This is a genomic window from Clostridium sp. OM05-6BH, assembly GCF_003481635.1.
GTDB lineage: Bacteria > Bacillota > Clostridia > Lachnospirales > Lachnospiraceae > Butyribacter.
This window is the reverse complement of the sequence record NZ_QULH01000017.1, coordinates 14974-34382: the sequence shown is the minus strand read 5'-3', so window position 1 is coordinate 34382 and position 19409 is coordinate 14974. Positions and strand designations below refer to the sequence as shown.

General features: G+C 44.2%; 17 protein-coding genes. 15 read left to right on the top strand and 2 right to left on the bottom strand.

Annotation, left to right across the window (positions count from 1 at the left end; all coding sequences use genetic code 11):
* The first annotated feature begins 54 nt into the window (after positions 1-54).
* The 4 genes from DXB73_RS11880 (at position 55) to recR (ending at position 3897) form a co-directional block, all read left to right on the top strand.
* The gene (locus DXB73_RS11880) at positions 55-1134 is read left to right on the top strand and encodes an ATP-dependent 6-phosphofructokinase (protein WP_118691277.1); all 1080 of its coding nucleotides are present in this window, start codon (positions 55-57) and stop codon (positions 1132-1134) included.
* 96 nt (positions 1135-1230) lie between these two features.
* Complete coding sequence (dnaX, locus tag DXB73_RS11875; RefSeq protein ID WP_118691284.1) at positions 1231-2805, top strand: DNA polymerase III subunit gamma/tau; 1575 nt, start codon at positions 1231-1233, stop codon at positions 2803-2805.
* 97 nt (positions 2806-2902) lie between these two features.
* Complete coding sequence (locus DXB73_RS11870; protein WP_022025767.1) at positions 2903-3241, top strand: YbaB/EbfC family nucleoid-associated protein; 339 nt, start codon at positions 2903-2905, stop codon at positions 3239-3241.
* A gap of 59 nt (positions 3242-3300) precedes the next feature.
* Complete coding sequence (recR, locus tag DXB73_RS11865; protein ID WP_022025766.1) at positions 3301-3897, top strand: recombination mediator RecR; 597 nt, start codon at positions 3301-3303, stop codon at positions 3895-3897.
* Here the strand turns inward: recR and yyaC are convergent.
* A complete protein-coding gene (gene yyaC / locus DXB73_RS11860) occupies positions 3857-4603 on the bottom strand; it encodes a spore protease YyaC (RefSeq protein ID WP_118691276.1) in 747 nt (248 codons plus the stop codon). The genes recR and yyaC overlap by 41 nt on opposite strands.
* Before the next feature lie 277 nt (positions 4604-4880).
* Here yyaC and DXB73_RS11855 point away from each other — a divergent pair, with 277 nt between their 5' ends.
* The 10 genes from DXB73_RS11855 to DXB73_RS11810 all read left to right on the top strand — a co-directional run bounded on the left by DXB73_RS11855 (position 4881) and on the right by DXB73_RS11810 (position 17722).
* Positions 4881-6179, top strand: a complete 1299-nt coding sequence (locus tag DXB73_RS11855) for a LysM peptidoglycan-binding domain-containing protein (protein ID WP_118691275.1) — start codon at positions 4881-4883, stop codon at positions 6177-6179.
* 56 nt (positions 6180-6235) lie between these two features.
* Entirely contained in the window at positions 6236-7438 is a 1203-nt protein-coding gene (locus DXB73_RS11850; protein ID WP_118691274.1) for a DUF5711 family protein, read from the top strand.
* A 180-nt stretch (positions 7439-7618) separates the two neighbouring features.
* Entirely contained in the window at positions 7619-8032 is a 414-nt protein-coding gene (gene rpsL / locus DXB73_RS11845) for a 30S ribosomal protein S12 (protein ID WP_022024293.1), read from the top strand.
* Between the two features lie 155 nt (positions 8033-8187).
* Positions 8188-8658: a 30S ribosomal protein S7 gene (rpsG, locus tag DXB73_RS11840; RefSeq protein WP_022024292.1), complete on the top strand. Its 471-nt coding sequence runs from the start codon at positions 8188-8190 to the stop codon at positions 8656-8658.
* A gap of 61 nt (positions 8659-8719) precedes the next feature.
* Positions 8720-10840 (top strand): elongation factor G, encoded by a 2121-nt coding sequence (fusA, locus tag DXB73_RS11835; protein WP_118691273.1) that lies wholly within the window; start codon positions 8720-8722, stop codon positions 10838-10840.
* Between the two features lie 228 nt (positions 10841-11068).
* A complete protein-coding gene (gene tuf / locus DXB73_RS11830) occupies positions 11069-12256 on the top strand; it encodes an elongation factor Tu (RefSeq protein ID WP_118691272.1) in 1188 nt (395 codons plus the stop codon).
* Positions 12257-12685: 429 nt separating this feature from the next.
* The gene (locus tag DXB73_RS11825; protein WP_118691271.1) at positions 12686-13285 is read left to right on the top strand and encodes a hypothetical protein; all 600 of its coding nucleotides are present in this window, start codon (positions 12686-12688) and stop codon (positions 13283-13285) included.
* Positions 13286-13451: 166 nt separating this feature from the next.
* Positions 13452-13751 (top strand): Dabb family protein, encoded by a 300-nt coding sequence (locus DXB73_RS11820; RefSeq protein ID WP_118691270.1) that lies wholly within the window; start codon positions 13452-13454, stop codon positions 13749-13751.
* Between the two features lie 84 nt (positions 13752-13835).
* A complete protein-coding gene (locus DXB73_RS11815; protein ID WP_118691283.1) occupies positions 13836-14705 on the top strand; it encodes a phosphoribosylaminoimidazolesuccinocarboxamide synthase in 870 nt (289 codons plus the stop codon).
* A 395-nt stretch (positions 14706-15100) separates the two neighbouring features.
* Positions 15101-17722: a cation-translocating P-type ATPase gene (locus DXB73_RS11810; protein ID WP_118691282.1), complete on the top strand. Its 2622-nt coding sequence runs from the start codon at positions 15101-15103 to the stop codon at positions 17720-17722.
* Here DXB73_RS11810 and DXB73_RS11805 read toward each other — a convergent pair whose 3' ends face one another.
* Positions 17723-18169, bottom strand: a complete 447-nt coding sequence (locus DXB73_RS11805; protein ID WP_118691269.1) for a hypothetical protein — start codon at positions 18167-18169, stop codon at positions 17723-17725. It abuts the gene before it with no gap.
* 228 nt (positions 18170-18397) lie between these two features.
* Between DXB73_RS11805 and DXB73_RS11800 the strand changes: the two genes are divergently transcribed.
* Complete coding sequence (locus DXB73_RS11800; RefSeq protein WP_118691268.1) at positions 18398-19390, top strand: hypothetical protein; 993 nt, start codon at positions 18398-18400, stop codon at positions 19388-19390.
* The last annotated feature ends 19 nt before the right edge of the window (positions 19391-19409 follow it).

Sequence of the window (19409 nt, the reverse complement as noted above, 5' to 3'; positions counted from 1 at the left end):
AAATTCTTCGTTTGAAGATTACGGGCGTACATGAAATAGGAAAGGAGCAAAACCATGAAAAGAATTGGATTTTTGACAAGTGGTGGAGATTGCCAGAGCTTGAACGCAACAATGAGGGGCGTTGCCAAGACATTATATGAAAACTGCCCGGATGTAGAGATCTATGGTATTTTGGAAGGCTACAAGGGTCTGATCTATGGCAACTATCGCAAGATGGAACCAAAAGATTTCTCCGGTATTTTGACGGAGGGTGGCACGATCATTGGCACATCGCGTCAGCCATTTAAGAAAATGCGCACTCCGGATGAAAATGGCCTGGACAAAGTGGAGGCGATGAAGTCCAATTATAAGAAGTGGAAACTGGATTGTCTTGTTATCTTGGGTGGTAATGGCACACACAAAACAGCAAACCTTTTGCATGAAGAGGGGTGCAATGTAGTTACTCTGCCAAAGACGATTGACAATGATATCTGGGGAACGGACATCACTTTTGGATTCCAAAGCGCAGTGAATATTGCGACAAATGCGATCGATTGTATTCATACGACAGCAGCATCTCATGGAAGAGTGTTTATCGTCGAAGTTATGGGCCACAAAGTTGGATGGCTTACATTGCATGCAGGTATTGCAGGTGGCGCTGATATTATTTTGCTTCCTGAGATCCCATATGATATAGATTCCATCGTAAAGGCCTTAGAGAAGAGAACCAAAGAGGGCAAGCGATTTTCAATCTTGGCGGTAGCGGAAGGATGTATTTCAAAAGAAGAGGCCGAATTGTCCAAGAAAGAGTTTAAGGCGAAACGGAAGAATTCTACGTATCCTTCGGTATCTTATCAGATCGGACATGAGATCGAGGAGAGAACCGGACAGGAAGTACGTATTACGGTACCGGGACATATGCAGCGCGGTGGTGAACCGTGCCCTTATGACCGCGTGTTGTCAACGAGACTGGGCGCTGCGGCAGCCAGATTGATCCTTGATGAGAAGTATGGATATATGGTCGGTATGCGCGATGGCAAAACAGTTCCTGTTCCGCTGGAGGAAGTAGCCGGTAAGCTTAAAATGGTAGATCCAAAGGATCCGCTGATCCAAGAAATTAAAGACATGGGTATCTGTTTTGGAGACAGCCTGTAAAAAAATGGACAGAGATTGTGACGCAAAGGCCTGTGCTAATGCGTTGTCCTTAACATAAGGGATATTGATTACAGATAGAAAGGCATGGTTGAGGAAATGTCGTATACAGCGTTATATCGAAAGTTTCGTCCGGGGGAGTTTGACGAGGTAAAGGGGCAGGATCATATTGTGACAGCCCTCAGAAATCAGGTTCGGGCGGATCGCATCGGGCATGCTTATCTGTTTTGTGGCACCAGAGGTACCGGTAAGACAACAGTGGCAAAGATTTTGGCAAAGGCAGTCAATTGTGAGCATCCGATAGATGGCAGTCCTTGCGGAGAGTGCGAGATGTGTCGTAAAATAGCGGCGCAGACTTCCATGAATGTCATCGAGATTGATGCTGCCTCCAATAACGGTGTGGGCAATATTCGAGACATTATCGATGAAGTGCAATATTCTCCGTCAGAAGGCAGATTTAAGGTCTATATCATCGACGAGGTGCATATGTTGTCAGCGGGAGCATTTAATGCGCTGCTAAAAACATTAGAGGAGCCTCCGGAATACGTTGTGTTTATTTTGGCAACGACAGAGGCACACAAAATACCGATTACGATCACATCGCGCTGTCAGCAATACAAGTTTAAGCGAATTTCGATTGATACGATAGCAGCAAGATTGCAAGATCTTATGCAGCGTGAACAGATCCCGGCAGAAGATAAGGCATTGCGTTATATTGCTAAAGCTGCGGATGGTTCTATGCGTGATGCGCTTAGCTTATTGGATCAATGCATCGCCTTTAACTTAGGTGAGACGTTGACTTACGATAAAGCACTGGAAGTGCTTGGAGCGGTAGATACAGAGGTGTACAGCCGTTTGTTTCGGCAGATGATAGCAGGGGACGCCGTTGGATGCGTGGAGATCGTTAGTGAAATTTTGATCGATGGGCGTGATCTTACACAGTTTGTCAACGAATATGTGTGGTATCTTCGTGGGTTGATGATGCTTTCTGCATCCGATCAAGGAGAGGACATGTTGGATGTTTCGACAGAGCGTTTAGCGCAGATGAAAGAAGAGGCGACGCTTGCGGATACGGAAACATTGATCCGTTATATACGTATATTATCGGATCTGTCCGGCAATTTGCGTTTCGCATCGCAAAAACGTGTTCTGACAGAGGTTGCGATGATCAAATTGTGTAAGCCACAGATGGATACCGAGCAGGATATTACGACTTTAAAAGATCGTATTGCAAATATTGAGGCGCAGCTGGAAAAAGGTATTGTTGCAGCACCGCAGCAGACGCAAAGTGTCCCGGAAACGGTACAGGCGGCGGATGAGAAGACTGCTTCGACACCAAAGATCATGCCAAAGGCAATTGGAGAAGATGTTAAAGCGGTGCTTGGCAGATGGAGAGACGTCAGTGCTATGTGTGATCCGGTCATGCGCAATATGCTTGACCAGTGCAGACCGGTGCCGGATGATGATCGGCTGGTACTTCAGTTCACAGATCCGCTGAATGAGGAATATTTTACGCAGAAAGAGGGAGATGCTCTGGAGCAGTTAAAACGGATCATTGGTTCTTTGATCCAAAAAGAGGTTGTGATCTTGACCCGCACGGTGGATGCGCAGACGGACGCTATGTATCCGGACGTGATGGAGCTGATTCAGTTTGACGGAATCGAGATTCAGTAGTAGGATCTAATGAAATGGATGAATGCGAAAAATTTCGCAGTGAAAATATAGTATTTGTGGCGATGCGCCAGCAAGTAGAAAGGAATGGAGAATTATTATGGCAAAAAGAGGTGGATTTCCGGGTGGAATGCCTGGTAATATGAACAATTTGATGAAACAGGCACAGCGTATGCAGCGCCAGATGGAAGAAAAGTCCAAAGAGATGGGCGAAAAAGAGTGGGAAGCAACGGCAGGCGGTGGAGCTGTTACCGTAAAAGTTTCCGGCAAAAAGGAAATTTTGTCTGTAAAATTGGATGAAGAAGTAGTGGATCCGGATGACATTGAAATGTTAGAAGATTTGATCGTGGCAGCTACCAATGAGGCATTGCGCAAAGTAGAAGATGAAAATGCAGCGATGATGCAGCAGTTGACCGGTGGTCTTGGTGGGTTGTTCTAAGGACAGATTTTGTATTGGACAGTCCCATGCCTATGGACTGTGGGGAATGGAGGTTTCCTATGGATGTGTATAGTTCTCAGATCACGAATCTGGTGGAACAATTATCCCACTTGCCGGGAATCGGCGCAAAATCTGCACAAAGACTAGCATTTCATATATTGAACATGACGGAAGAACAGGTGGCAGGGCTGTCGGGGGCTATGATGTCGGCAAAGAAAAATGTGCATTACTGCAAAGAATGCTGTACATATACAGATGGCGAGATCTGCCCGATCTGTGCAAATCCGAAAAGAAATCATCGGCAGATCATGGTTGTGGAAAATACGAGAGACTTGGCAGCATACGAAAAGACCGGCAAATTTGACGGCGTGTATCATGTACTTCATGGAGCAATTTCTCCGATGGCAGGAGTTGGCCCGGATGATATTCGTTTATCCGAGTTGATGGTGCGTTTGCAAAAAGATGTTGATGAAGTGATCGTTGCTACCAATAAGAATCTCGAGGGTGATACCACGGCAACGTATATCAGCAAATTGGTCAAGCCGCTAGGCATCAAAGTCAGCCGTATCGCCAGTGGTGTGCCTGCAGGTGGAGATTTGGAATATATTGATGAGGTCACTTTGTATCGTGCACTAGAGGGTCGCACGGACATGTGAGATCCTGTTGCAGCAAGGCTTGCCGGATCCCTTTGCTGATGAAGGTGGCAAGTGAGACAACTGTTGACAAATGTGTTGTCTGTAAGATTAAGTTACGGTTTTGGCAGTTGATGGTATTTACAATCCCTGTGATATGGATGTCGCCGACAGCGGGGAGCTGTTTGCTGACACCGATACCGGGAAAGAGAGCACCATCGCCTAGAGTGACCGTGCCTATGTGTTCTTTAGCGCCAAGGGCAGCATCAATAGCGATGATATATGGATCATCAAACGAACGATAAATGTCTTGTAAGGTTGCTTTTAAGTTGACAGCATGGACCGGGGAATGCAGAGAACCATAGACATAATACTTTTTTGGAAATGCAGAGTATGTCGTCAGCAAGTTCCAAAGAGAGCGTGAAGATTTCGGGACAGTACGAGTGTACTGTCCTTTTTTGCATGAAAAACGGGTTTTGCTATTGCGCTTGTCTGCAAAAGATTGTCTTCTGTCAGTGGGGAACGGATGCAGCAACTCGTGTCCCACAAATGGGCCAAGGGAATCGCCGGTGGCGCGATCGGAACCAATGCAGACTAAGATGATAGGACGTGAGGCGGTGTGGATCTGCTGCAGTCGTTCCGTCAAGCTGTCCGTAAAATTGGACATAGAGAGAGGAGTTATCGGATTGAAATATTGAAGCTGCTGCTTCGAAGATGTCATCATAATCATAGTAACCTTCCTGTAGGATTAGCATGTGAGGCGGAAACGTGATGCTGTGAATGTGCTGCACGATCTGCGCGGTTGTTGCGGTGTGGTGCTTCATGGCGTCACATAACGTCACATAACTGCTGTCAGTATCTCCAAGAGGCTGTTGGTTCATACCTGTTCGTCGAAGGATGTTGTCAGAAAGGGGCTGTCGGTTCATATCTGTTCGTCGAAAGATGTTGTCAGAAAGGGGCGTTTGCACCTCTGTTTCGACAAAGTGTGCACGGGAGAGCGTGTTACAATGCTTTTCGGTAATAGAGAACAGGTGAATGAAAGGTTGTGGTGTGATATGGAGCAGGGCAGCAAAAACAGAGAAAAAAACGTGTATGAATATGAAACCTATCCGGAAAATATAAAGCAGATTGGGGAGACCGGCGGGGCAAGAAGAATTTATATTGAAGATTATGTGCTGACAGATATCCGCAAGATCTTTTTAGAAAAACAGGAAGAGTCCATTATTGTATTTTTGGGAAGAGAGGGTATCAAGGAGGCAAAAGACGGCTTGTTTTTATATGGCTGCATAGAGGTGGAACTTGATCCCGAGACAGGAGCCCTTGGGGATGCACAGTGGGACAAGTTATACGAGGACATACATAAATATTTCGCCGGTGCAAAAGTGCTTGGCTGGGGTCTTGGCGTTGGTATGTGGAACAGTAAAGTGGACAAGCAGGTTCGTCATATTCAGGAAGAACAATTTGGAGAAATGAGCAGGATCTTATTCTTGGCGGACTTATCCGAAAAAGAAGAAAAAGTCTTTTTTTATGAAGATGGAGCATTTGAAGAGTTGAGCGGTTATTATATTTATTTTGCAAAAAATCCACAAATGCAGGAATATATGCTGCGGGAGCAGAAAGAGATCAGTGGGGAAGCAGACTATGAGGATGAGGTCACGGATGCGATCCGCAGTACGATCCGGCAAAAGAAGACCAGACAGGAACGCATGCAGATGGTTGCGTGGAGCGCAGGTGTCATTTTGTTTTTTATGGTATTGATGGGAGCGAATCTTCTTGTGAAAAGTCTTTCCAAGATACAGGCCATGGAAGAATCTATTCAGACGTTATCCGGATATGTAACGGCACAGGAACAGAATAACCGCGAGTTCGTTGTATCAGATGCACTGCGTGATAAGGAAACGGCTGAGCTGCAGAGCACACAGAGTACCGAGGCGCCAAAGCAGTCTGCGGAGCCGCAGAGCAGAGAAACATCACAGCAGTCCTTAGAGACATCGAAGCATACTGTCGCAGTGAAACCTACTGCTACTCCTGCACAGGAAGTAAAAACACAGACCGCCGCAAGACAGAAGGCGACAGCTCGGTCCGGCTCCAAAGCGACAACAGCGCCGGAGCGGTCGGTGGCAGCATCAGTTACAGGTGGTTCGCAGATGGAAAGCTATATAGTCCGCAAGGGTGATACGCTTAGTCAGATCGTATGGCAGCAGTATCATTCGTTTGACCTGTTAGATCGGGTCAAGAATACCAACCGGATTAAAAATAGTGATGAGATCTATATTGGGCAGTGTATTTTATTGCCCGAACCGTAAAAATCAGTTATACTATATCTGAAAGCAATAATATATAGAAGATATGGGGAATTATAATGGAAACTTTAGCAGGAAGAGCCAGAGATGTTCAGGTGGTAACGAAACGTCGTCAAGAGATCAAAAGGACGATTTTTTTGAGTATCGCCTGTATTCTATTGGTGGCAGTGATATTAGCAGCGGTTATTTATTTTTACGTCAATCATCAATATAGCAGTTACGAAGTGAAAAATACGATCGCACTAAAAAAAAGCAGTGGTATGAAATGTAGTGCCTATCAAAATGGGGTGCTTCGCTACAGCAGAGACGGAGCGGCAGCAGTAGATCGTGATGGAAATGAAATGTGGAATGGAAGTTATGATATGGAGAATCCTGCATTAGATATTTGCGAGGAATATGCAGTTGTAGCAGATATACAGGGGAAGTACTTATATGTGTACAATGGAAGTGACAGCGGGACGAAGCTGACGACAGACTATCCGATCTTGCAGGCGTGCGTCTCCAAACAGGGCGTAGTAGCTGTATTGTTAGAAGATCAGTCATCTAATGTGATCCAGGTATACAATCCGTATGATGACAATAAAAAGCTTCTCGTGGAAATTCCGACCAACGTAGAAGAAGGCTACCCGGTTTCGATCGATCTGTCGCCGGACGGTACGGGCGTGATCTGTGCAAGCATCTGTGTGACCAGTGGCGCAGTTAAGAGTCAGGTGGCATTTTACGATTTTACAAACGTGGGCAAAAATACGAACTGCCTGGTTGGTGCGCAGGAGTATAAGGACCGCATTGTCGCAGAGGTGAAATATTTGGATGAAGATCATGCTGCGCTTTTCAGCGAAAAAGGTTTCAGCCTTTGGAAGAATATGAAGAAGCCAAAACAAGCATTCAAAAAAGATTGGAACCGAGAGATACTGAGTGCTTTTTATGATGACCGTTATATCGGAGTGATTGCCGCCGGCAGCAAGAAAGGCAGTGGACGGATGTATCTGTTTAACACGTCGGGCGGTAAAGTATTTGAACGTCAGGTTACCACAGACTTTACAAATGTTACGATGGCAGACAAAGAAATATATATGGTTACGACAGAAGGATGTAAGATCTACCGAAAGAACGGTGTGGAGAAATGGGACTGCAAGCTGTCGAAACAGGCAGATGGCTTGTTTCCGGCTAAGGGAATGCGCAACTATTTTCTACTGCAAGAGGGCAAGCTTCAATGGATCCATCTAAAAAACAGATCATCGCAAAATAACAAGAAAAAATAATGCAAAGGGTATTGACAAGTTTTGGTGACGTCGTTATACTAATTGAGTGTGCTTTTTTGCGCCCTTTTTTGGCGTGCAGGCGATAGCCCGTTGTCTATTCTAATAGTGATACGGAAGAGGCGATGAATAAAAGTACCACAATTTGGAAATATTGAATAAAACACGCAGGAGGTGAAATTAATGCCAACATTTAACCAGTTAGTAAGAAAAGGAAGAAAGGTTTCTACCAAGAAGTCTAACTCCCCAGCACTTCAGTACACTTACAACTCTCTGAACAAGAAGACGGTAGCACAGAGCTCCCCTCAGAAGAGAGGTGTTTGTACCGCTGTTCGTACTGCTACACCTAAGAAGCCTAACTCAGCTCTTCGTAAAACAGCCAGAGTTCGTCTTTCAAACGGTATTGAGGTAACAAGCTACATTCCAGGTGAGGGACATAACCTTCAGGAGCATAGCGTTGTGCTTATCCGTGGTGGTAGAGTAAAGGATTTGCCAGGTACCAGATATCATATCGTTCGTGGTACATTGGATACAGCAGGTGTTGCCAACAGAAAGCAGGCCCGTTCTAAATACGGTGCTAAGAAGCCTAAGAAATAATTCACTAATTTGGGGAAGTGCCGGATTAATTTTCACTGATTAACCTGGTGCGGACACTAAACAATTGTGAGTACCGATGAATTAATATTAGAGAATACGTTTGAAGCAGTGTCGGCTGTTAGTATTCGCTAAATCATGTTAAGGAGGGAAGTAACGTGCCACGTAAAGGACATATACAGAAAAGAGATGTATTAGCAGATCCTGTTTACAACAACAAGGTTGTGACAAAGCTTATCAACAACATCATGTTGGATGGTAAGAAGGGTGTTGCTCAGAAAATCGTTTATGGCGCATTCGAGCAGGTAGCAGAGAAGTCTGGTAAAGACGCTATCGAAGTGTTCGAAGAGGCAATGAACAACATTATGCCACAGTTGGAGGTTAAGGCTAGACGTATCGGTGGAGCTACCTATCAGGTACCTATCGAGGTTCGCCCTGACAGAAGACAGGCGTTAGCTCTTCGCTGGTTGACATTCTTCTCACGTAAGAGAGGCGAGAAGACCATGAAGGAGAGACTTGCAAACGAAATTCTTGATGCTGCAAACAATACTGGTGCAGCAGTAAAGAGAAAAGAAGATATGCACAAGATGGCAGAAGCAAACAAGGCATTTGCTCATTACAGATGGTAATAAGATCGCTGCTTGGCGGATCTGGTATCATTTTTGTGTACTAATATAGGAGGTAATAGTCTTGGCTGGAAGAGAATATCCACTTGATAGAACAAGAAACATTGGTATCATGGCTCATATCGATGCTGGTAAGACAACGCTTACAGAGCGTATCTTATTCTATACCGGTGTAAACTACAAGATTGGTGAAACTCATGACGGTGCGTCCACAATGGACTGGATGGAGCAGGAGAAAGAAAGAGGTATCACAATCACCTCTGCTGCTACAACATGTCACTGGACACTTGAGGATCATCATAAGAAGAAACCTGGTGCATTAGAGCATCGTATCAACATCATTGATACACCGGGTCACGTGGACTTTACTGTAGAGGTAGAGCGTTCCTTACGTGTACTTGATGGTGCAGTTGGTGTATTTGATGCGAAAGCAGGCGTTGAGCCTCAGTCTGAGAACGTATGGCGTCAGGCTGACACATACAATGTACCACGTATGGCATTTATCAACAAAATGGACAAGATGGGTGCAGACTTCTTCATGTCTGTGCAGACAATCATTGATCGTTTGGGCAAGAATGCAATCCCTGTTCAGATTCCGATCGGTAAGGAAGATGACTTCATCGGATTGATTGACTTGTTCGAGATGGATGCATATTACTATAAGGATGACAAGGGCGAGGACATCGAGATCACAGAGATCCCGGATGATTTGAAAGACCTTGCTGATGAATGGCATAGCAACCTCGTAGAAAAGATCTGTGAGTTGGATGACGACTTATTAGAGAAATATCTTGAGGGTGAAGAGCCATCTATCGATGAAATGAAAAAAGCACTTCGTAAGGGCACGATCGCTTGTGAGGCAGTTCCTGTATATTGCGGTTCTGCATACAAGAATAAGGGTGTTCAGAAGCTGCTCGATGGTGTTGTTGAGTATATGCCGGCACCAACAGATATCCCTGATATCACTGGTACAGATGAAGAGGGTAACGAAGTTGTTCGTAAGTCTTCTGATGATGAACCATTTGCAGCACTTGCATTCAAGATCATGACTGACCCATTCGTTGGTAAGCTTGCATTCTTCCGTGTATATTCCGGTACATTGAACTCCGGTTCTTATGTATTGAATGCTACAAAGCAGAAGAAAGAGCGTGTTGGTCGTATCGTACAGATGCATGCTAACAGCCGCAGCGAGATCGACAAAGTTTACTCTGGAGATATCGCAGCAGCAGTAGGATTTAAGCTCACTACAACAGGTGATACTATCTGTGATGAGCAGCATCCGGTAATCTTAGAGTCCATGGAATTCCCTGAGCCGGTTATCGAGCTTGCTATCGAGCCTAAGACAAAGAATGATCAGGGTAAGATGGGTGAGGCACTTGCTAAATTGGCAGAAGAGGATCCTACATTCCGTGCACATACAGATCAGGAAACAGGTCAGACAATCATCGCTGGTATGGGCGAGCTTCACTTGGAAGTTATCGTAGATCGTCTGCTTCGTGAGTTTAATGTAGAGGCTAATGTAGGTGCTCCACAGGTAGCTTACAAAGAGACATTCACGACTGCAGTTGACATTGACAGCAAGTATGCTAAGCAGTCCGGTGGTCGTGGTCAGTATGGTCACTGTAAAGTTAAGTTTGAGCCTATGGATCCAAATGGTGAGGAAACATTCAAGTTCGAGTCTACTGTTGTCGGTGGTGCTATTCCTAAGGAATACATCCCAGCAATCGGCGAAGGTATCGAGGAAGCAGCTCAGGCTGGTATCCTTGGTGGATTCCCTGTACTCGGTGTACATGCAAATGTATGGGATGGTTCTTACCATGAGGTCGATTCTTCTGAGATGGCATTCCACATCGCTGGTTCTATGGCGTTCAAGGATGCTATGAAGAAGGGTAATCCGGTTCTGTTAGAGCCTATCATGAAGGTTGAAGTAACAATGCCTGAGGAGTACATGGGCGATGTTATTGGAAGCTTGAATGCTAAGCGTGGACAGATCGAGGGAATGGACGACATCGGTGGTGGTAAGATTGTTAGAGCATTCGTACCATTGGCTGAGATGTTCGGTTATTCTACAGAGCTTCGTTCCAGTACACAGGGTCGTGGTAACTACTCCATGTTCTTCGAGAAGTACCAGCAGTGTCCTAAGAACGTACAGGAAAAAGTTCTTGCAAATAAGGCAAGTGAATAATTTGCCGTTGACGTTGTAAAATGTCGAGAAATCAGAGATGTGCACACATTCTGATGGGAAAAGTTATCATATGAATGGAAATTCATAGAAATATAGAAATCACAGGGCATTATTGCAGAAAATACTTGAAAAAACAAGCGTTATACCCTATAATAGTGCCCATAGCGTGATTTTGCGCAAACCGTATGACGCATAGGGCGTCGAGGAATTAAAGGAGGATTTTTAGAAATGGCTAAAGAAAAGTTTGAGAGAACCAAACCCCATTGTAACATTGGTACCATCGGTCACGTAGATCATGGTAAAACAACACTTACTGCAGCAATCACAAAGGTTCTTGCTGCTAGAGTTGCTGGTAACGAGGCTGAGAACTTTGAGGATATTGATAAGGCTCCGGAAGAGAGAGAGCGTGGTATCACAATTTCTACTGCTCACGTAGAGTATCAGACAGAGAAGAGACATTACGCACACGTTGACTGCCCAGGCCATGCTGACTATGTAAAGAACATGATCACTGGTGCTGCTCAGATGGATGGTGCTATCCTTGTAGTAGCTGCAACTGATGGTGTTATGGCTCAGACAAAGGAGCATATCCTTTTGTCTCGTCAGGTAAACGTTCCTTATATCGTAGTATTCTTGAATAAGTGCGATATGGTTGATGATGAAGAGCTTATCGAGCTTGTAGAGATGGAAGTAACTGAGAACCTTGAAGAGTATGGTTTCGAAGGCTGCCCAATCATTAAGGGTTCTGCTTTGAAGGCTCTTGAAGATCCTAACGGCGAGTGGGGAGACAAGATCATGGAACTTATGGATGCTGTTGACAGCTTCATTCCAGATCCACAGCGTGCAGTAGATCAGCCATTCTTGATGCCTATCGAGGACATCTTCACAATTACCGGTCGTGGTACTGTAGCAACTGGTCGTGTAGAGCGTGGTGTTCTTCATGTAAATGAGGAAGTTGAAATCGTTGGTATTAAGGAAGAGACAACTAAGACTACTGTAACAGGTATCGAGATGTTCCGTAAGCTTCTTGATGAGGCTCAGGCTGGTGATAACATCGGTGCTCTTCTTCGTGGTATCAAGAGAGAGGATGTTGAGCGTGGACAGGTATTAACAGCTCCTGGAACTGTTACTTGCCATACAAAATTCACAGCTCAGGTTTATGTTCTTACTAAGGACGAGGGTGGACGTCATACTCCATTCTTCAACAACTATCGTCCACAGTTCTACTTCAGAACAACAGACGTAACTGGTGTATGTAACCTTCCAGAGGGAACAGAGATGTGCATGCCTGGTGATAACGTAGAGATGACAATCGAGTTGATTCATCCAATCGCTATGGAGCAGGGTCTTAACTTCGCTATCCGTGAGGGTGGACGTACAGTAGGATCAGGTGCTGTTGCAACAATCATCGAGTAATCTTTTGACGTTAAGTCGATCGAACGATAAACAATAACAAAATGTCTGGTGCAAGTTTACTTGCATCCAGACATTTTTTTACTTTATAGGGAAATGCTCGTAACGTAGAGGGAAGCCAACAAGAATTGCCTTAGCAATTCTTGCAAAGCAAAGCGCTGGCCTTGCTTTTTTATTGAAATACTATGCGGACTTTGATTTCTTCGAGTATAAGGCGGATGAAGAAATGGATATCGAAAAAAATAGTGAAATGTGCGTATACATTGTAAAAATCCTAGAGAAAATTTGTGGAAAAATATAAAAATGTTATTCTGAAATATAACAATAGTAACAAAATTAAAAAACGGAAACGTAATTTATTGACAATTATGCATAAAAGAGTATAATAAAAAACATAGAAAATTCACAAACAAAGTTGAGGAGGATATTACAATGAGAATTTCTAAAGTAGCAAAGAAATCCATGGCAGTAGCTATGGCAATGGCAGTAGCAGTTGGTTCTGTAGCAGTAGCACCTACAAAGGATGCTAGCGCAGCAAAGGCAAAATCCAAGAAAGTAAATGCTAGAGTTTACTTCGCAGGTAATGCAAAAGGTACTGATTGTCTTTGGATTGCTGGTGACGGCAAGACCGCTAAGGCTGTATCTAAGAATGTAACTCTTAAGAAGGGTAAGAAGACAAAAGTTACTCTTACAATTAAGAAACCTGCTAAATACAAAGTAGGCAGCAAGAGCAAGAAGTTAAAGAAAGTTACAGGAGCTACTGTATGTACAGTAGATTTAGTAAATGTTCTTGGCTCTTTCAAGAAAGTAAAATGCTCTGGTATCACAGTTAAGGCTGATGGTAAGAAAGTAAAAGTTAAGAAAGTATATCAGGGATCTTTCGAGAAGAACAAACCTGCTAGCAAGAACAACTGGAGATTATCTTTCTACAACAAGTGGGGTAATCAGGGTGACAACTCTAAGACAAACAATGCTAAAGCATTTGCATTCAAGAAGAAGCTTACGATCTCTTTCACAGTTGTTGCTAAATAATTAAAGTAACATCATTGTCTTATGGGGTCTGTTGCATTTATTAATGTGGCAGACCTTTTTTTGTATTATAGGATTAAGGTGTCAAAAGGTCTAAATTTCCCGGCAGGCTGCTAAGTTACAGAGCAGCATGAAGATATTGATTTGGGATAAGTTAAGGAGGATAAGTATGGTAAAGCATATTATTTTGTGGCAGTTAAAAGAGATGGATGAGGAAGAAAAGCAGACGGTGAAGAAGGGGATCAAGGCTGGATTGGAAAGCCTTCAGGGAAAAATTCCGGGACTTTTGTCGATTCATGTGCAGACGGAAGGTCTGCCATCGTCAAATGCAGATATCATGTTAGACAGTTCGTTTGAAAATGCAGATGCATTGAAGGGCTATGCAACGCATCCTGAGCATGTTAAGATCGCAGATGGTAATGTAAGACCATACACGCAGAATCGTGTCTGCATGGATTACGAGGTGTAGGCTATTGCACCCATTCGCGGATTCTGTTATAGTTATATGGTGGTTTTTACATAAGCGAACTTGCAGGAAGGAATGGAGGATATTATGAAGGAATTAAAGCCAATCAAAGAGGGCAAAGTAAGAGAAATTTATGACAATGGAGACAGCTTGATCATGGTTGCAACAGACCGCATTAGCTGCTTTGATGTCATTCTTAACAATGAGGTGACAAAGAAAGGTACTGTTTTGACACAGATGTCAAAATTCTGGTTCGATTTGACAGAAGATATTTTGCCAAATCATATGATTTCAGTTGATGTAAAAGATATGCCGGAGTTTTTTCAACAGGATAAATTTGACGGAAACAGCATGTTATGTCGTAAGTTAGAAATGTTGCCGATCGAATGCATTGTTCGTGGTTATATTACCGGAAGCGGATGGGCAAGCTATCAGGAGAACGGAACCGTATGTGGCATCAAATTGCCGGAAGGATTGAAAGAATCCGACAAACTGCCGGAACCGATCTATACGCCATCTACTAAGGCGGAAATTGGCGATCATGATGAAAATATTTCTTATGAGCAGAGCGTTACGCATTTGGAGAAATATTTCCCTGGTAAAGGAGAAGAGTATGCTGCAAAGCTTCGTGATTATACGATCGCCTTGTACAAAAAATGCGCAGAGTATGCCCTGAGCAAAGGTATTATTATTGCAGATACAAAGTTTGAATTTGGTTTAGATGAAGATGGTAACATTGTACTTGGTGATGAGATGCTGACACCGGATAGTTCCCGTTTCTGGCCGGCAGAAGGATATGAGCCGGGTCATGGTCAGCCATCGTTTGATAAGCAGTTTGCCAGAGATTGGCTTAAAGCAAATGATGGACATGATTGGACTTTGCCAAAGGATATTGTCGATAAAACAATTGACAAATATTTACAGGCATATGAGCTTCTCACCGGAGAGAAACTATAATATAAAAGTACTTGCCAAATTGCTGTGAGTCGTATAAAATACGACTAAGCAGATATAACTGCAGGATTAGAGAATAGAATAGATCTAGAAACTCTTGCAAAAGGGGAGTAGTTGCATATCGTTTTGGATATGTTACAGGACTTCGTCAATACGGTCGTGAGACCCGGAGCCTGTGGAACGTGAAACGTTGAACGAGACTTTTTGTGTGCTATTTTGGTACACAAGAAGTCTCGTTTTTTCGTTAATCGCAAATTGTTTAATCGTAAATTGTCTGTTGGCAATTGCTATTGCGCAGCGAGAGATCATCAAGAATTGCTGCGGTAATTCTTGATGAGTAAAGCACTCCGCGGGCATATGGTTAGTGGCTGTCGGCGGGAAAGGAATGGGTGATCATGATGAAGGCATATTATCAAATGAAAAAAGAAGATGTACTGCGCAATCTGGGGGCATCAGAATGTGGATGGACATCTGCAGAGGCGGAGCAAAGGCTGGTTCAAACCGGACCAAATGCATTAGCAGAGGGAGAACAAAAGAGTGTAGTTAATATTTTTGTGGAGCAGTTTGCAGACCTGTTAGTCTGGATATTAATGATCGCAGCAGGTATATCATTATTTTCGGGCGATGTTGAGAGCGCAATTGTTATTTTTGCGGTGCTGATATTAAATGCGGTGCTTGGTACCGTTCAAAGCGTCAAAGCCGAAAAGTCTCTGAAAGCACTAAAATCGCTCTCTTCACCGCATGCACATGTTTTGCGGGATGGCAAGAAATGTGCAATCCTTTCTACACAGGTAGTTCCCGGGGATGTTTTGCTGCTGGAGGCAGGAGATATGGTCGCTGCGGACGCACGAATACTGTGCAATCACTCGTTGCAGGTTAATGAGAGTGCATTGACCGGAGAATCAACGAATGTTGATAAACAGGATATAGAAATAACCGAGGAAACCTCTCTTGCTGACCGTGTGAATATGGTATATTCAGGTACACTTGTTACGTATGGCAGAGCCGAGGCCTTGGTAACTGCGACGGCAATGGATACAGAGATGGGCAAGATTGCCGGATTGATGAATCAAACTAAGAGTGTCAAAACACCACTACAACGCAGCATGGATGATTTTAGCAGAAAGCTGGCGGTGCTCATTATGGTAATCTGCTTGTTGGTATTTGGAATGCAGTGGTATCAAGGCAATGGACTGCTGCCAGCGCTGTTATTTGCAGTGGCACTTGCAGTGGCCGCAATTCCGGAGGCGTTAAGCTCTATTGTGACGATCGTTCAGGCAATGGGAACGCAGAAAATGGCAGTGCAGGGTGCGATCATTAAAAAATTATCAGCTGTTGAGAGCCTTGGTTGTGTCTCAGTAATATGTTCTGATAAGACAGGAACTTTGACACAAAATAAGATGACAGTGACGAAATTGTATCTCGATAAACATTGCGTGGATCCGCAGGAGCTGACGGGTGACTCCTTAGTGCAGAAGGCATTTTTATACAATGCGGTCTTAAATAATGATGCTGTATTGACAGAAGGAAAACAGCTTGGTGACCCTACAGAGTCCTGTTTACTTGTGTTGGCACAGAATTTGACAGATACGAAACAGCTTCGCAATACTATGCAGCGTTTAGAGGAAATTCCCTTTGACTCAGACCGCAAATTGATGAGTACCAAATATCTCGGAATAGAAGAAGAGCAATCTGATGTTGTGTATACGAAAGGCGCAGTAGATGTATTATTAGATCGTACGACCCACATTCTGACATCAAAGGGAATGCAGCCGATCACGGAGGAAGATAAGCGAATGATCCTGCGGCAAAATCAGCAGTTTTCGGAACAGGGGCTCAGAGTGTTAGCTTTTGGCCAGCGATCTGTTGCAAAAGACCAGCACCTGACACTGGATCAGGAAAGGGATCTTACCTTTATAGGACTTGCGGCAATGATCGATCCGCCGCGTATAGAATCTGGAAAAGCGGTAGAGGATGCTAAGCGTGCAGGAATCCGTACGGTTATGATCACCGGAGACCATAAGGTGACGGCAACCGCTATCGCAAAACAATTGGGGATTTTTGGCGAGGGGGATATTGCGGTTACGGGACAGGAACTGGATGCGATGTCTGAGGAAGAACATTTGCAGCAATTGGAGAAGATTGCGGTCTATGCAAGAGTATCACCGGAAAATAAAATTCGCATCGTTGACGCATGGCAGCAAAAGGGGAAGATCACAGCGATGACGGGAGATGGTGTTAATGACGCGCCCGCGCTTAAAAAAGCGGATATCGGCGTGGCAATGGGGATTACAGGGACAGAGGTGTCCAAAGATGCAGCAGCGATGATCTTGACAGATGATAACTTTGCCACAATTATCAAGGCCGTATGCAATGGAAGAAATGTATATCGTAATATCAAAAATGCAATTCAGTTTTTGCTGTCAGGTAACATGGCAGGAATCTTAGCTGTATTGTATTGTTGTGTGGCAGGGCTGCCGGCACCTTTTGCAGCTGTACATCTATTGTTTATCAATCTGTTGACAGATTCCCTTCCTGCCTTAGCTATCGGCATGGAATCGGTTGATGAACGGTTGCTGCAGGATGCGCCGCGGGATCCATCGGATAAATTATTGAATAGCTCCTTTATTCGCAATATGTTGATCTATGGAAGTATGATCGCAGCGGTTACTATTACGGCTTTCTACTTAGGCAATCCGGTGCATAATGTTCAGACAGCAATGACGATGGCGTTTGCAACATTAACGTTAGCACGATTGTTTCATGGGTTCAATCTGCGCAGTAAATACTCGCTGGTACGGATCGGATTGTGCAGCAACCAATGGAGCCTTGCAGCATTTGGTGTTGGAGTCCTGCTATTGGCATTGGTACTGTGCATACCGGCCGCAAGAAGTGCATTCGCAGCATCGTCTCTGACAGGGGCGCAGACAGCAAGTGTGGCTGTATTAGCAGGACTTCCAACAATTATTATACAGGGCTTCCGTATTTTACGGGAGCGGCTGTCCGGTACCGATTGGTGATTATAAATAGCTGCGAAGATCTTCGCGGAGAGTATCTTCGATAGACATGAGGCGTCGACACAGATCTTTGGCTGCATGACTGGCATCCGGGTAGTCATTTAGACAGCGCTGTAATGCGTTGATGCCCATGTCACAGCCATCTGTGATCAAATTTGCTATCGTTGCATCACTTTGTTCTAATGTCAGTTTCATATTGGTTTTCGCCCATGCCATTCCTTTTGCGACTGGACTTGGCTCCTTGGTATTGCCGTGATAGTGCGCTAATTCGGAGTGAATGTCATTTCCGAGTTTGGCGTGGTGCTGTTTGGTGTCTAACAACAGATTTTTTAAGGCGCTGTCCTGTGTGCGGTCCAGCACTTCGTCAATGGCGGATACTGCCATTTTGCTTCCGGCATCACATTCCTGTAAAAGTCGTATTGTATCAAACTCTTTGCTGTTTGTTTCCATGGATATCGTCCTCCTTTTGGTGTTACGTTTACATTACTGCAAAGTTAGCTGTTTCCAAATTTTTTCCCGGCAAAAATTTCTATGTTAGTATTTCCCAATGATTGTAAAATATGTTATACTATCATTATATATTTCAATGTGCTGTAAATTCTGGAAAACTATTGCAGTATGGCAAAACACTGTGCAATGAATCAAGGGATTCAGATTATATTTTTGGGGGAGAAGCATATGAAGGAAGAGGAGAAGGAAGCATTTGACAATGCTTACCATCGTGCAAGGCGATTTGTGTACAAAAACGCCCGACCACTGGAGCTGGCCAAGTGGCAGTACCACTTTGAGGATGGCAGTCGTGAGGCGGTTTTGGATACACTTGCCTGTTACCAAAATACGGATGGTGGGTTTGGCTACGGATTGGAGCCGGACTATTGGAATCCGCATTCATCACCGTCACAGACCTATGAGGCAACAGAGATCATCTGGGAAATCGGAATGGAGCGCGAAGATGCAGATCATCCGGTCATTCAGGGGATTTTGGAATATTTGAGCAGTGGCAAAGAGTTTGAAGATAATAGTTGGGCGCATACGATCGATACGAACAACAATTACCCACATGCGGACTGGTGGCACTATCCATATGCTTCATGGTGGGAGGACACTCCGGCTAATCGTTTTTCGACGGATTACAATCCAACGGCAGGCCTGGCAGGATTTATTCTGTATTTTGAGGATCCGGATACGGATTTTTATGATCTGGCTAAGGAAGTGGCGACGGAGGCGATCAATCAGTTTTTAATGATCAAAGATTGTAAAGAGATGCATGTGGTCGCTTGTTTTTGCAGACTTTATGATTATATTGCAGAGGCAGGATTAGAAGCGGAGTTTCCAATGGAAGCGTTTGAAAAGCGCTTAAAGGAAGTTGTATTTCAAACGATCACGCAGGATGTCAATTTATACATTACAATGTGGGATGTCAATATTTGCCGTCCATCGACTTTTTTGCGTGCCAAAGACAGTATGTATTATGAAATGAACAAAAATATTGCAGAGTTTGAATTGGAATTTATCGCCAAAACACAGTTGGGAGACGGTTCGTGGGAAGTGACTTGGGAGTGGGGGAAAAGTTATCCTGCCGCTTGGGGAGTTGCCAAGAACTGGTGGAAGAGCAAGATCGCCATACAGAATCTTCTGTATTGGAGCGGTATGATGGACAGCGAGGAATAAAATAACAGACTGAAGGAGA